This is a genomic window from Cytobacillus stercorigallinarum (assembly GCF_014836495.1).
Lineage (GTDB): Bacteria > Bacillota > Bacilli > Bacillales > Cytobacillaceae > Cytobacillus > Cytobacillus stercorigallinarum.
In genome coordinates this window covers 182,556-197,530 of sequence record NZ_JACSQT010000009.1, presented here as the reverse complement: position 1 = coordinate 197,530, position 14,975 = coordinate 182,556, and the positions used below count along the sequence as shown (strand labels likewise).

The following is a 14,975-nucleotide window of genomic DNA, read 5'->3' as shown; positions in this document are numbered from 1 at the left end:
AAACCGCATCTTCAGTTTGAAGAGCGGTTTTTATTTACTTCTAAGGAGTCAAAATAAGCAACATGGTGGGCGTTATTGCCAATTCGAACATCACACATAAGAAATCGAATCAGTAATATCGGGGAACGGGAAGATTTCACCGCGACACCATATATTACAATCACGTGTATACCTCCTGAGGTGGCATCATATAAGATTGAATCATTGTCTCTCGTGGTAGCAACTGTGTAGCGTAAAACAATCATTAAATAAGACAACAAGTGTAAATAGTATTTGATAATTTATGTTTGATATGATAATTAAATATACAGGTTAATCTCATTTTTTACCTAGTCGAAAGAGAAGGTGGTGTTTTTTTGGATCAGGTCGATAAGAAGATATTAGATTTATTAATTGAAAATGGCAGAATGTCTTATGTTGATATTGGTAAACAATTAGGACTCTCACGAGTAGCTGTAAGGGAAAGAGTGTCTAAACTTGTTGAAGATGGTGTGATTGAACAGTTTACCGTTGTAATTAATAGTGGCAAGGCAGGGAAGGAAGTTTCCGCTTTTTTTGAGATTGATTGTGAACCGAGTTCGTTAGTAAAAGTAGCCGAGGCGTTGGCGGAGAATGCAAGTGTCGCTAGTTGTTACCAAATGACCGGCCCCTCTACTTTACATACCCATGTGTTGGTAGATAACTTTGATGCACTTGAAAGATTTATTAACGAAGAATTATATGCCCTAGATGGCATTACGAGAGTTGAAAGTAATATATTGCTTAGAAGATTTAAAAGCCGTCGTGGGTTAAAGTTGTAGTATGATTGCATCATTTGTATCGAATGCAGACTGTTATAATAACAATTAAGTCAATTGAAACCTCTGATTAGACATTCTGATAGCTAGCGGAGGTAAACCCAAGTTGAACGTCCAACTTCAGGGAAAATCCGAAAGATAGCAGAGCAAAAGGAAATAGCGCGTGTAACTTCGAGGGAAATCCGAAAGATAGCAAAGCAAATCAAAATAGCGCGTGTAACTCCGGGGAAACTCCAAAGATAGCAAAGCAAATCAAAATAGCACGTCCAATTCCGGAACAACCGAAAAGATAGCTGAACAGCATGTCCAGACTCTCTGAAAAGAAAAAAGCCTATCTTTTGCTAGAATCCTAATTAACGAGAATTTTGATACCTCATTAAACTAAAAAATGTTTTGGAAAACAGGTACTCGCCACTGGCGGGTCTTTTTTTTGTATCGAACAAGAAATTGGTAAATTACCTTTTGTTCATGAAAACGCTTTATCCATCGATAACTAAAAGATGATAAATAATGATACTTAAGTTACATTATGAATATTTTTGTCAAAAAATGAAAACAAAAGGAAAAATAAATAAAAAATAATTCAAAAAAATGAAAAAACATATAGAATTTTGTATATTTATGTTTTATAATCATTTTTAAATTATTTTAAACATTTAGTAATTAAAAAAAGAAAAATGATTAACAAATGATTTTCGAAGGAGGGGTGAAATTGGTCGGTTTTATATTCAGAAGATTTTTTCAACTTGTCATTCTACTATTTGGTATTTCCTTTCTTGTATTTTCATCTATGTATTTGGCGCCTGGTGACCCGGCATCAATGATTGGTGGACCAACAGCATCAAAAGAAGATGTCGAGGCGATAAGAGACAATCTTGGTTTAGATGATCCTTTTCTTACACAATATGGGCGCTATGTAGTAGATCTTGTTCAAGGTGATTTAGGATATTCTTATCAAAATCAACAGTCTGTCGCTGAAGCGATTGGGGTAAGACTGCCAAATACGCTCAAGTTAGCCATTGCTAGTATGATTGTCGCGATTGTCATTGGTATTTTAACAGGGTTGATATCCGCTCTTAAACAAAATTCTTGGCTAGATGTAGGGGCAACAACCTTTGCTCTTGCGGGTATTTCTATCCCGAACTTTTGGATGGGTGCTGTCCTTATTCTTATCTTTTCTGTTAACTTACAAATACTTCCAGTTGGTGGGTTATCTTCACCATGGTATACCGTTGAAGGAGTGAAGGAATTAATTTTACCCGCGATCACATTAGGAACAGGGGCAGCTGCGATGATTGCTAGAATGACGAGATCATCCATGCTTGAAGTAGTAAGAGCAGACTATGTGAGAACAGCAAGAGCAAAAGGTGTAAAGGAACGCGAAGTTATATGGATTCATACATTAAAAAATGCGATGATTCCTGTTTTGACAGTAATCGGTGTGAACTTTGGTTCGCTCTTAGGAGGGACCATTATCACCGAAAAAGTATTTGCGATTAATGGTGTAGGCAGGCTAATGATTGACGCCATAGCAGCTAGAGATTTTCCAATGGTACAAGGCTCTGTTCTTTTAGTAGCTACACTCTTTGTTGTTGTGAATTTAGTCGTTGATGTGGTTTATACATATATTGATCCAAGGATTAAATATCAATAATGACGAAGGGAGGAAAAAAGGATGCCAGAGGTTGTACAGGCAACAAATAGTCCAGTAGCAGTAACACCGAAAAAAGATAATGAGTGGTTGTTAATTATAAAAAGGTTGCTACGAAATAAGTTAGCGGTCCTTGGGTTAATCATTATCATTCTTCAAATCGCCATGGCGTTGCTGGCACCTATTATTGCAACCCACGATCCCGTGAAGCAAGACCTTTCAGCTAGTGAATTACCTGTATTTAGTGAAGGTCATTGGTTAGGTACAGACAATTATGGACGAGATGTTTGGAGCCGAATTGTCTATGGCTCCCAAATCTCTCTATTAGTGGGGATCGTAGCCGTAGTACTTGGTCTACTTGGTGGCGTTACGCTAGGTTTGCTTGGGGGATATTATAAAAAATTAGATGGCGTTATTATGAGATTTGTCGATTTGTTATTTTCCTTCCCAGGTATTTTACTTGCTATGCTCATTATTGCTGTACTCGGCACAAGTCTAGTAAATGTAGCTATCGCTATTAGTATTTGGTCGATACCTTCCTGTGCACGAATTGTGCGAGGGTCGGTCTTATCGATAAAGGAAAAAGAATATATTATGGCCATGAAATCAGTAGGTGCTTCAGACCTCCGTATTATGATAAAGCATATATTACCAAACTGTTTTGCGCCTATTATTGTTTTTGCCACAATGCGAATGGCTACGGCTATCCTTTCAACAGCTGCATTAAGCTATTTAGGCTTAGGTGCACAACCGCCAACGCCGGAATGGGGTTCGATGATTTCGCAAGGACAGGCTTTTATGTGGTCATCTCCACATCTAACGATTGTACCTGGGATTGCCATCATGTTAACTGTATTTGCCTTTAATGTATTAGGAGATGGATTACGAGATGCCATTGACCCTAATATGAACGTATAAAAAATGGGGGGAATTTAGAATGAGGAAAAAAGTTTTAGCTGTACTTGCGATTTTTACTTTAATGATTGTATCTGCTTGTTCAAGCGGTAACGAATCGACAAGTGGGGAAAGTGAAGGTAACGGTAAAATCGATACATTTACATATGCTTCTCTATCAGATGCAGTTGGGCTATCACCTATCATGACAAATGATAGTGCTTCAGCTAATGTGACTGACCATGTATATGAAAAGTTGTTTGATAGAAATACGGAAACAATGGAAATAGAACCTAAATTAGCTGAATCCTATGAAAATCCAGACGAGAACACTTGGCTCATTAAATTAAAAGAAGGAATCAAGTTCCATGATGGAACAGACTTTAATGCAGAAGCTGTTAAATATACTTTTGATAAATTAAGAGATCCGGAGACGGCGGCACCACGAGCTTCACTAATGGAGCCGGTTGAATCTATTAATGTTATTGACGATTACACTGTGGAAATCAAAACTAAATATCCGTACGGTCCTTTTTTAGCAGCACTGTCACATTCTAACGCAGCCATTGTAAGCCCAACAGCAGATAAAGAAGGCGATTTAAATAAAGAGCCTGTCGGAACAGGGCCATTCAAATTTTCGAAATGGGTACCAGGGGATCAAGTCGTATTAGAAGCAAATGAAGACTATCGTGATGGCGCACCTGCGATTCAACAATTAATTTTTAAAGTTGTTCCAGAGATATCAACAGCTATTTCGATGTTACAAACAGGAGAAGTCCAATATATTGACAACCTGCCTATGGAACAGATTGAAAGAATTGAAAGTCTTAAGAATGTAACGGTTGAAAAGGTAGATGGGACACCAGAATACTATTTCACAGTGAATCATGGAAAAGAAGAATTCCAAGATGCCAAATTACGCGAAGCTTTTGCTAGCGCGATTGATCGGGATGCTGTTGTATCAAAAATGAACGGGTTAGGCATTCGCAGTGATAGTGTGATAGGACCAAAAGTATTTGGATATGTAGAATCTGCTGATGAAGCTGGTACACCTTATGATGTAGAGAAGGCTAAAAGTTTAGTTGAGGAAAATGGCTTTGGAGAGAAAGCGTATAAGCTATTAACACCAAATAGAAGTAATTTCTTACTGATGGCCGAAATCGTTCAAGCACAATTGTCAGAGGCAGGGTTTAACATCGAAATTGAGTCAATGGAATGGGCTTCGTTCCTGGATACAGCAAGACAAGGGAACTTTGATTTAACCTTCTTAAGCTGGTCCAACTTAACGGCTGATGGTTCAGAACTATTTTATCCTAATTTCCACACTGATAATGTCGGTGCATCAAATAGAGCACAATATAGTAACGAAGCATTTGATCAATTAGTAGATGAGTCGAGAACAACCACAGACCAAGATAAACGGTTAGAACTATTAGATCAAGCTAATCGCTTAATGTTAGATGAAGATGCAGTCGTTATTATGTATCACTCCATCGTAACAGCTGCAATGGATCAATCTTATGAAGGTCTACTTTTAGAAGCAACTGGTAAATGGAATCTATCAGAAGTAACAAGAAAGTAGGTGCAACAATGGGAGAGGCTTTACTAGAAGTGAAAAATATGATTACAGAGTTTCGGACAGCAGACGGGTATTTACCTGCTGTCCGCGATGTTTCATTCTCGCTAAATAAGGGAGAGACATTATGTATTGTTGGCGAATCGGGCTGTGGTAAAAGTATAACTTCTCTCTCAATTATTGGATTATTACCAAGCAACGGTAGAATTGCAAGTGGAGAAATTAAGTTTGAGGGAGAGGCCATTCAGAGTCATACATCTGAACAAATGAGACAAATTCGTGGCAACCAAATCTCGATGATTTTTCAAGAACCGATGACAGCGCTGAATCCTGTTTTAACGATAGGCTATCAGTTAAGAGAACCTCTAATGATTCATGAGAAATTATCTAAAAAAGAAGCCCATAAAAAGGGAATTGACCTTCTGAAAAGTGTGGGTATTCCTTATCCTGAAAAAAGAATGAATCAATATCCGCATGAATTAAGTGGTGGCATGCGTCAAAGGGTAATGATCGCGATTGCTTTGTCTTGTAATCCTGGATTACTGATTGCGGATGAACCGACAACTGCGTTAGATGTGACGATTCAAGCGCAAATTCTAGATTTGATTAATGATTTAAAGCAAGAATACCATATGGGCGTAATCATGGTGACCCATGATATGGGTGTTGTTGCAGAAGTAGCTGACAGAGTCATGGTTATGTATGCAGGTAAGAAGGTAGAAGAAGGGACAGTAGAGGAGATTTTTAATCATCCAAAACATCCATATACTATTGGATTGTTAAATTCTGTGCCAGATGTAGACAAACCGGATTTTGAACTTGAAGCTATTCCTGGTTCTTTGCCTAGTTTAAATCAACAAATTCACGGTTGCCGATTCCACGAACGTTGTAAGTTTGCCAAGGAAACATGTAAACAACAAGAGCCACCTGCCTTTGATTTGTCTCACTCTCATTCGGTGAGTTGTTGGCTTGAAGCAGAGGAGGTAATAAATCAATGAATGTCGCAGATGATAAAGGGAGAAAGAAAACCCTCCTTGAAATCAACCAGTTAAAGAAGTATTACCCAATCAAGGGTGGATTGTTGCAAAGGGTACAATCTCATGTGAAAGCAGTAGAAAATGTCTCTTTTAAGTTATATGAAGGTGAAAGTTTAGGCGTCGTAGGCGAGTCAGGATGCGGAAAATCGACATTAGGAAAAGCCATTTTAGGATTAGAAGAATTAACGGCCGGGACAGTAAAATTCAAAGAGACCGAAATACAATCATTAAGAAAAAAGGAAAAGCTTAAATTTGTGAAAGAAATGCAAATGATCTTCCAAGACCCCTTTGCTTCTTTAAATCCTAGACAGAAAATAGGTCCTGCTATAGCAGAGGTTTTTTCCATCCATACATCTATGTCTGCTAAAGAGAAAAAGTTAGCGGTTATGGATTTATTAAAAGAGGTGGGTTTAAAAGAAGAGCATTATGATCGTTTTCCTCATGAATTCAGTGGTGGACAAAGGCAGAGAATTGGAATTGCACGTGCTATCTGTTTAAATCCATCCTTTATTATATGTGATGAGGCAGTATCTGCTCTCGACGTATCTGTCCAGGCACAAGTGTTAAAGTTATTGAAAACCTTACAGCAGAAGTATCAACTATCTTATATGTTTATTTCTCATGACTTAGGGGTTGTTCGTTATTTTTGCGATAGAGTACTAGTGATGTATTTAGGGAATACGGTTGAGGAGGGAAAGGTAGAGGATTTATATAATGCTCCCCTACATCCCTATACACAAGCACTACTTTCCGCTATTCCGAGACCCACTATTGAAAAGAAACGAAATAGAATAAGATTACAAGGTGATTTACCGAATCCGGCAGATCCCCCTTCTGGATGTCCCTTTCATACACGTTGCCCGATAGCGAGAGCACAATGTATGGAAGAGAAGCCTCAATGGAGAGAGTACGGTGAGGAACATTATGCAGCTTGTCATTTTGCTGGGGAATCTATTTTTAAAGAGGCGAAGTGAAATTCCTTTGAAGAGCGAGGTGCTGTTAGCTAGCATCTCGTGTTTTTATTGTAGATTAACATTTGTGTAAGAATAATCAAGTTCATTCTACATATTGATTTTGGAGTATTTAAATATTTTAGATTTACATCCTGTTATTATCATTACTTTTATTCTATAATCTGTAATGTGTAATATACATTACGTAAGTTAAAATTGATTTTATATTTACAAATGTAAAAGGAGAGGTTAATTTGGATTACTTACATCACCCATTCTCGGCCAAAAGACATACAGTGTTCGCTAAAAAAGGAATGGTGGCGACTTCACAACCTTTAGCAGCACAAGCAGGTATTGAGATAATGCAAAAAGGGGGAAATGCGATTGATGCGGCGATTGCAACAGCTGCAGCATTAACCGTTGTTGAGCCAACTTCAAATGGAATCGGTGGAGATGCCTTTGCTCTCGTTTGGGTAAAAGATCAACTTCATGGATTAAATGCTTCTGGCCCTGCACCCGAATCCATTTCTTCCGATGAGGTAAAAAAGCGTGGGTTCACAAAAATGCCAACATACGGTACCATCCCTGTTACTGTACCCGGAGTACCAGCCGCATGGGCAACGTTATCGAAACGGTTTGGTAAACTATCTTTACTTGAATCATTAAAGCCAGCGATTAGATATGCAGAAGAGGGCTATCCGCTCACACCGATCCTAGGGAAGTATTGGAAAAGGGCATATACGAAGTTTAAAGAAGAATTTACGGATGAAGCTTTCGAAGGCTGGTTTGAAACGTTCGCACCGGATGGAAGAGCACCAGAAATCGGTGAACTATGGCGTTCAGAAGGGCACGCCAAAACCCTTCAAGCAATTGGGGAGTCGGAAGGTCGCTCCTTTTATGAAGGTGAATTAGCTGACCAAATGGATGCTTTTATGAAGAAACATGGAGGTTTTTTAACAAAAGAGGATTTGTGTAAATATGAGCCTGAATGGGTAAATCCAATCTCTACTCAGTACAGAGGTTACGATGTATGGGAGATTCCTCCGAATGGTCAAGGAATGGTTGCCTTGATGGCACTTAATAATTTTGAAAGATTGTCAAAGCCGCAATGGCAATCAGCACATACGCTTCATGAACAAATTGAATCGATGAAATTGGCTTTTACCGATGGAAAAGCATTTATTACAGAGGCAGCAGATATGCCTATTGAAACAGAAGAGTTACTTTCTAAGGAGTATGCGAATCAACGCAGTCAAACAATTTCGGATATCGCTTCCAATCCGGAACCTTATGAGTTGCCTAAAGGCGGTACGGTTTATTTAGCTGCTGCGGATGAAGAAGGAAATATGATTTCTTTTATTCAAAGTAATTACATGGGCTTTGGTTCTGGGATTGTAATCCCAGGTACGGGCATTAGTTTACAGAATAGAGGACATGATTTCTCATTGGATGACAATCATCCGAATTATTTAAAAGGTGGCAAACGGACTTATCATACAATCATCCCTGGCTTCTTGACAAAAGATGGTAGTGCGGTTGGCCCATTCGGTGTAATGGGTGGCTATATGCAGCCGCAAGGTCATTTTCAAGTAATAACCAATACGGTTGACTATGGCTTAAATCCGCAAGCTGCACTAGATATGCCAAGATGGCAATGGATGAAGGAAAAATCTATTTTCGTAGAAGCAGAGTTTCCTAATTATATAGTGCAAGAGTTGGAAAGAAGGGGTCATCAAGTGACAATTACACCGGATGGGGGAAGCTTTGGGCGTGGGCAAATCATTTGGCGTAATCCTGAGACTGGTGTATTAATGGGTGGAACTGAATCCCGTACGGATGGTACGATTGCCGCTTGGTAGCATCAGCGAAAGAAAAACAACGAGAAGAAGCTAAGCCCCAAACACGCCAAGGCTTACGTTTACAAAAAGAATTAATGATTGGGAACTTCCGTACTGGGATGTTAGGGTTTGGCGGTGGACCATCCTCTATACCACTTTTCCAGCAAGAAGCTGTAAAGAAATATAAATGGATGACAGAGGAAGAGTTTGCCGATACTTTGGCATTGGCTAATACGATGCCTGGCCCGATTGCGACAAAGATGGCTGGTTACATTGGTTATCGTGTCGGAGGTATAGTAGGGATGGTCAATGCCCTTGTTTCTTCCGTTCTCCCTACTGTCATTATCCTAATCAGTCTTCTGCAGGTTTTACAAGCTTATAAAGATATCCCATGGGTAAAGCATATGTCAGCATCGATTGTCCCGGTTGTCGCTGTAATGTTGGCACAAATGACTTGGGAATTTGTAAAGAAATCGGGCACGACGCTTGGGTGGAAGAAAGCGGTTATTCTTATATTAGCGTCCTTCTTACTTACAGAAGTGACACACTTGCATCCAGGTATTCTCATCATGATATTAATTATTTCCGTCTTTATTCCTTTTAAGAGGAAGGAGAATCCATCATGATTTATTGGGAAATCTTTTTAGCTTTCTTTATTCCAGGTATTCTCGGTTACGGTGGTGGACCTGCGACCATTCCTTTAATTGAAAATGAAGTAGTCGGTAAATATGGCTGGATGTCCACTCAAGAATTTAGTGAAGTGCTGGCGATCGGAAATTCCTTACCAGGTCCGATTGCGACGAAAATGGCCGGTTATATCGGTTACGCAGAAGGGGGAATTTTAGGGAGTTTCGTTGCCCTCTTTGCTACAATTGCTCCTTCGATTATCTTAATGCTTGTACTGATGGCCATTTTAATGAAATATAAAGACACTCCTCAAGTCAAAAATATTTCTAAAATTGTCCGTCCAGTGATTGCTGTGTTACTAGCCGTCATGACCTTTCAATTCCTGAAGGATTCTTTTTCTTCATTAGGAATGATTTATTCTCTCTTGATGGTTATAGGTAGTTATTTTTTATTAGAAAAAATGAAAATGCACCCGGCCATTGTTATTAGTATCGCTTTAGCCGTAGGGGCCATTTCGGGATTGATTATCTATTAGTCTAAGTGAGAGAGTATAAGAGCAGGTGAAACCTGTCTTAGAGAGGGTTATCTGCGAGCGCCGTTCATTTATCTAAAGAAGGACGAGTGCCCTGCTTGTATGGTGCTCATGCTGAAATGAAGTCATCAATAGAACGCTAAATATAAAAACCGGTAGCAAATCGCTACCGGTCATATATAGTGAAATGGGGGGAATCATATGAAATATAAAGATTAGTTTTTAGTAGAACCGACAATCACAAGTTTACCTTCATCAAGTACTTCTTCATACCTCTCTGCTTCAACATCAGTCATACCAACTGATCTCATTTTCGAACGTAATTCATCGCCTCTGCTTTTGAAGACGTTTCCGATGGAGTCAAACACACCTTGTTCTTTCATACCAATATCATTTGTATCAGTGGCATCTGTTAAATTTTCTGAGCGGTCTTTATCATGTGCGAATAAGTATATATCCTTCTTAGTATAACCTTCGTTTTCAAGAGAGTTAATGATGCTAACCGCCTGTACTCCGTTTTCTACAACTTCGATTTTATACATAGTTTACATCCTCCTCTTTTTTGAAGAGTATCTTGTGTCTCTTCTTAGTGTATATATATCCTTTTCACAATAGATTAAACCTTATTGTCTATTAATGAAAAATAGAATCGTTATCTGATAGATAAAAATGTCCTTTGGAGCCTTGTGTTATGAAAGTGATTTATTTATTATTTAAATATAAAATATTTATAATTTTCTAACATAATAAGGAGATCATATTGCGCAAAGTATTGCTCGTTTTCATGTTTGTCATTCTCTTCCCATTTACTCATGTATTAGCAGAAGAACAAGTGTATCGAATAGGGGCAGAAAAGGCGTTTCCACCATTTTCTTACCTGAATCAAAACGGCGAACTAAAGGGCTTAAGCATTGCCGTCTTAGAAAGGATCGCTGACAAAAATAATGTGAAGTTTGAATTTATTCCTATGGATGGCAAAAAAGCGGAGGAAGCGTTAAGAAGGGGAGAAATAGAAGGTGTTGCCGGGGTCACCTATAGTATAGACAAAGAGAATTATATGGACTTTTCCACCCCTTATTTTACGATGTCGGATTCTTTGGTGATACCTAGGCGCTTGAAAGACGAAGTAGAGAATATAGAAGATTTGCGGGATACGCATATTGTTTTAAAAGAAGACACGGCTGGATTAAATACATTAATAAACTTGCGAAATAATAACTTTACCATGACGACTAACCAATACAACGGTTTATTTATGCTTTGGAATGGCCGCGCTGATGTTTTTATTGGAAACAAATGGACCTCATTATTTTTTTTAGATCGGTATGAGTTAGAGAATCAATATGTTGTGTTAGATATTATTTTGGATCCTGCAGATTATGCTGTCGCTGTCCAAGAAGGGGACGAAGAATTTCGACAGTTATTAGATAAAGCCATCATTGATTTAAAGGCAACAGGGGAAATGAACCAGCTTGTTGATTTTTGGACGAAAGGTGAAAATGAAGAGGAAATCACAAGGTTAAAGGATTTTATTACCATTTTATCGATATTTATGGCCATTGGTGGGTTTATTCTAATTCTCATTTATATATGGAATTATCGGTTGAAATTAGCTGTCAATGAACAGACAAAAGAACTAACCCTTTTGAATGAGGATTTGCATGATCAGCGGCAACGCACCGCGGATAGCAATGCTTTTAAAGAGCAAATTATCAATAATATAGATGCTGGCATAATTACGTTTGATTTAAATTTTATGATGACAAGTTGCAATCCAAGGGCACTTGATATTTTAGAATGGCCCCAACAAGAAGGGATTGAGCAGTCTCCCATTTTTAAAGAAGTACGAACGCAATTCTATCATGACAGTGCCAAACAATTCGTGTTGCATCGAAACGGCGAACGGAAAATTATCTATTACTCACTGAATGAGATGTATAATTCGTTGGAAAATCAAGCAGGATATTTGCTGACTATTAGAGATGAAACGGAAAAGGTCCAATTAGAGCAAAAATTACTCACACAGGAAAAGCTTCATGCGCTTGGGCAGTTAGTCGCCGGTGTTGCTCACGAAATAAGAAACCCGCTAACATCTATTAAAACATTTATCAATTTAATTCCAAGAAAAATAGCGCAAAAAGACTTTCAAGAGACATTAGTCGAACATTTACCAAAAGAAGTTGACCGGCTTAATCAGATTGTCACCGATCTTATCGATTATGCGAGACCAAGTACACCACGTATTCAGCGATGTACTGCATCTGAGTTAACCACTATGTTGACATTCTTACATGTAACGATGAAGGATGAGCACATTGACTTTCAATTAAAAGTACCAGAGGGGTTAGTCTTTTATATTGACCCTCAGCAAATCAGACAAGTACTTTTGAATATTCTACTGAATGCTGTTGATGCAGTAAAGAACGTTACTGGGAAGCGTATAGAGTTAGAGATGTATCATCTAGATGAAGAGTGTGGAGAGATTTCTATTAAAGATAACGGAGAAGGGATGAGCGTGGAGCAGCAACATCATATCTTTGATCCGTTTTATACGACAAAAGCAAAAGGAGTCGGTCTAGGGCTTACACTTTCTTATCATTTAGTACAAGAAAATAATGGAGACATTAGCGTAATAAGTTCGAAGGAAGAAGGGACTAGGTTCGTCATTACTTTACCCATTTATCGAGAGGAGGATTCGCTCAAATGAAGCCAGGTCTACTCGTCATTGATGATGAAGCAGCGATTTGTATGTCCATTAAGTTTGCCTTAGAAGATGATTATCAAGTATATACAACTATAGACCCAGCGGAAGGGATAGAGTGGGTCAAAAATAAACGAATCGATATCGTCTTAGTAGATTTAAGAATGGGGGATGTTAGCGGTTTAGATATTTTAAAGCAAGTGAAGGAAATACGTTCAGAGCTCACGGCCATTATGATGACAGCCTATGCTAGCATTGAGACATCGATTGAGGCAATTAAGCAAGGTGCCTATTATTATATTGAAAAGCCGATTGATATGGATAAATTATCTGTACTAATCATGCGCGCACTGCAATATAAACAAGTCTCAAATCGGCTGGAGCCAAAAGATAAACAACTGGAAGCACGTGCATTTTTAGGGACAAGCAAGGCGATGCAACAAGTATTCTCAATGATTCATCGCATTAAGGACATCGATTCAAGCGTACTTATTACGGGGGAAAGTGGAACAGGCAAAGAATTAGTGGCAAGGGAAATTCATTTTTCTGGTAGAAGGTATCAAGGTCCATTAGAGATAGTCAATTGTGCGGCTATTCCTGATAATTTGCTAGAGTCAGAGCTGTTTGGTTACGAAAAAGGAGCCTTTACAGGAGCAACACAAACAAAGGATGGCAAATGTGTTGCAGCAAACGGCGGGACATTATTTCTGGATGAAATTAGTGAATTGCCGCTGTCTCTGCAAGCAAAGCTATTACGAGTCATCCAAGAGCGTGAAGTCACACCACTTGGATCAAATAAGAAAAAGCAACTCGATATCCGTATTATTAGCGCAGCCAACAAAAATATCGCGCAAATGGTCAAGAACGGGGAATTCCGCGAAGATTTATACTTTCGCTTAAACGTGATTCCTATTCATATGCCACCGCTTAGGCAAAGAAAAGAAGATATCCCGCTACTCATCAACCATCTGATTCAAAAATTTAATCAATCAATGCACAAACAAAAAGAAGGTTTGACCCCAAAAGCGATGGAAGTCCTTCTCCATTATCCCTATGCAGGTAATGTGAGAGAACTCGGCAATATTATCGAGTATGCCGTGGCATTATCAATTAATCAATTAATCGATGTCACAGACCTTCCGCATTTCGTCCAAGGTCACGCCGAACATCCGATTGAAGAGGATGAAATGATTCAATTACCACTTGGCATTCCGATGAAAGAGGTAGAGAAGCGAGTTATCACTGCTACACTCAAGCACTATAAAGACCATAGGCAAAAAACCGCTCACTCCTTGCAGATCTCTGAGAGGAGTTTGCGGGATAAGTTGAAGAATTATGAGAAATAAACAAGTTTAACTGTTACATTTTTAGTTCCATTTGGAAAAGCACATTATATGACCACGATAGACAGTCTCTTTTATATGAGACAATTAATAAATTCTTATTAGATGTTAAGATAAATTGAAAGTGGAACATGGAAAAAGGTTTCTATTCATTATTTTCAAAGTAAATCAGGTTTAGTATATGATGTTAAAGTCAAAAGTGGTTGGAGTGTTAAATAGTAATATGAATCAATTGTTATTAAATACTACAAGTAAAGAAGAATTAGAAAAAATAATACTTTTAAATGTTATAGGGTTGATTGAAGGTATAAATGAAAATTTGATAACAATAGAAGAGTCAGAAAACATTTTATTTAGTCCGTATATAATGGAATTAGTAGACTCTATAGGAATTTCAAAAGAAGTATTAGAAGTTATACATTTAGGAACAGAATTAGAAGATGTAGAGAGTTTAATACCAGAAAATTTATCTCAAAGTTTAATAGAAATTAAAGAAAAAAGTATGACTTTATTACAAAAAAGAAAAGAACATAAATTTCAAGATAAAGTAATAAAAAAAAATATTAAAATAACCTCATAAAATAAGGGGTTTTTTGTAAAGAATAACAGTTATTTAACTGTGTAATTTCGGACTAAATAAGTAGCCAAGATCTTTTAAATATACTAGTAAATTATGTGAATGATTTAAGAGAAAAAAATTGTCTTTAAAGAAGCAACATTTTGGATTGAGTGTTGTTTCTTTAGATTTTGGGCATTAATTTTAAAGGAAACTACTTTAACATTGCTTAGAAGGAAGTTTTCGGTTTCTGTCAACGGTAAGCGGACCGAAGGGAGCATTAAGGAGTCGATAGACTAACTTCACCAAAGCCCTCTTAGTGTGTCAAAAGGCATTACTGAAAATGAAGAAAAAATTTAGAAATTTATTTTTTATGTGTTAATGGATAACTCTTATAAAATTTATTTTATTTAGCAATAACTAAAAGTTAAAACCGGCAATTTTTTCCGCAACATACGGCAAAAGTTGCC

At 37.9% G+C, this 14,975-nt stretch carries 14 protein-coding genes; 12 read left to right on the top strand and 2 right to left on the bottom strand.

Going from position 1 to position 14,975, the window contains the following annotated elements; translation table 11 throughout:
• Window positions 1-11: 11 nt before the first annotated feature.
• Complete coding sequence (locus tag H9655_RS17345; RefSeq protein WP_191816365.1) at window positions 12-164, bottom strand: hypothetical protein; 153 nt, start codon at window positions 162-164, stop codon at window positions 12-14.
• Between the two features lie 192 nt (window positions 165-356).
• On the opposite strand from H9655_RS17345, the gene H9655_RS17340 reads away from it, so the two are divergent.
• The 9 genes from H9655_RS17340 (at window position 357) to H9655_RS17300 (ending at window position 9,908) form a co-directional block, all read left to right on the top strand.
• The gene (locus H9655_RS17340; protein WP_224936847.1) at window positions 357-800 is read left to right on the top strand and encodes an Lrp/AsnC family transcriptional regulator; all 444 of its coding nucleotides are present in this window, start codon (window positions 357-359) and stop codon (window positions 798-800) included.
• Window positions 801-1,509: 709 nt separating this feature from the next.
• Entirely contained in the window at window positions 1,510-2,451 is a 942-nt protein-coding gene (nikB, locus tag H9655_RS17335; protein WP_191816363.1) for a nickel ABC transporter permease, read from the top strand.
• 21 nt (window positions 2,452-2,472) lie between these two features.
• On the top strand, window positions 2,473-3,366 hold the full coding sequence (locus H9655_RS17330) for an ABC transporter permease (protein ID WP_191816361.1): 894 nt from the start codon (window positions 2,473-2,475) through the stop codon (window positions 3,364-3,366).
• 19 nt (window positions 3,367-3,385) lie between these two features.
• Entirely contained in the window at window positions 3,386-4,924 is a 1,539-nt protein-coding gene (locus tag H9655_RS17325; RefSeq protein ID WP_191816359.1) for an ABC transporter substrate-binding protein, read from the top strand.
• A gap of 8 nt (window positions 4,925-4,932) precedes the next feature.
• Entirely contained in the window at window positions 4,933-5,916 is a 984-nt protein-coding gene (locus H9655_RS17320; protein ID WP_191816425.1) for an ABC transporter ATP-binding protein, read from the top strand.
• Window positions 5,913-6,929, top strand: coding sequence for an ABC transporter ATP-binding protein (locus H9655_RS17315; protein WP_191816357.1), 1,017 nt, complete (start codon window positions 5,913-5,915; stop codon window positions 6,927-6,929). Before H9655_RS17320 ends, H9655_RS17315 begins: the two co-directional genes overlap by 4 nt.
• 233 nt (window positions 6,930-7,162) lie before the next feature.
• Window positions 7,163-8,767, top strand: coding sequence for a gamma-glutamyltransferase family protein (locus H9655_RS17310; protein ID WP_191816355.1), 1,605 nt, complete (start codon window positions 7,163-7,165; stop codon window positions 8,765-8,767).
• A 74-nt stretch (window positions 8,768-8,841) separates the two neighbouring features.
• Window positions 8,842-9,372 (top strand): chromate transporter, encoded by a 531-nt coding sequence (locus H9655_RS17305; RefSeq protein WP_191816423.1) that lies wholly within the window; start codon window positions 8,842-8,844, stop codon window positions 9,370-9,372.
• Window positions 9,369-9,908, top strand: a complete 540-nt coding sequence (locus H9655_RS17300; protein ID WP_191816353.1) for a chromate transporter — start codon at window positions 9,369-9,371, stop codon at window positions 9,906-9,908. Before H9655_RS17305 ends, H9655_RS17300 begins: the two co-directional genes overlap by 4 nt.
• Before the next feature lie 212 nt (window positions 9,909-10,120).
• On the opposite strand, the gene H9655_RS17295 is transcribed toward H9655_RS17300, so the two are convergent.
• Window positions 10,121-10,447 carry a general stress protein gene (locus tag H9655_RS17295; RefSeq protein WP_191816351.1) on the bottom strand — a complete coding sequence of 109 codons (327 nt, stop codon included), beginning with the start codon at window positions 10,445-10,447 and terminating at the stop codon, window positions 10,121-10,123.
• 218 nt (window positions 10,448-10,665) lie between these two features.
• Between H9655_RS17295 and H9655_RS17290 the strand changes: the two genes are divergently transcribed.
• The 3 genes from H9655_RS17290 to H9655_RS17280 all read left to right on the top strand — a co-directional run bounded on the left by H9655_RS17290 (window position 10,666) and on the right by H9655_RS17280 (window position 14,529).
• Window positions 10,666-12,612 carry an ATP-binding protein gene (locus tag H9655_RS17290; protein ID WP_191816349.1) on the top strand — a complete coding sequence of 649 codons (1,947 nt, stop codon included), beginning with the start codon at window positions 10,666-10,668 and terminating at the stop codon, window positions 12,610-12,612.
• Window positions 12,609-13,952 (top strand): sigma-54-dependent transcriptional regulator, encoded by a 1,344-nt coding sequence (locus H9655_RS17285; protein WP_191816347.1) that lies wholly within the window; start codon window positions 12,609-12,611, stop codon window positions 13,950-13,952. Before H9655_RS17290 ends, H9655_RS17285 begins: the two co-directional genes overlap by 4 nt.
• A 181-nt stretch (window positions 13,953-14,133) precedes the next feature.
• Window positions 14,134-14,529 carry a DUF3969 family protein gene (locus H9655_RS17280; RefSeq protein ID WP_191816345.1) on the top strand — a complete coding sequence of 132 codons (396 nt, stop codon included), beginning with the start codon at window positions 14,134-14,136 and terminating at the stop codon, window positions 14,527-14,529.
• Window positions 14,530-14,975: the final 446 nt, after the last annotated feature.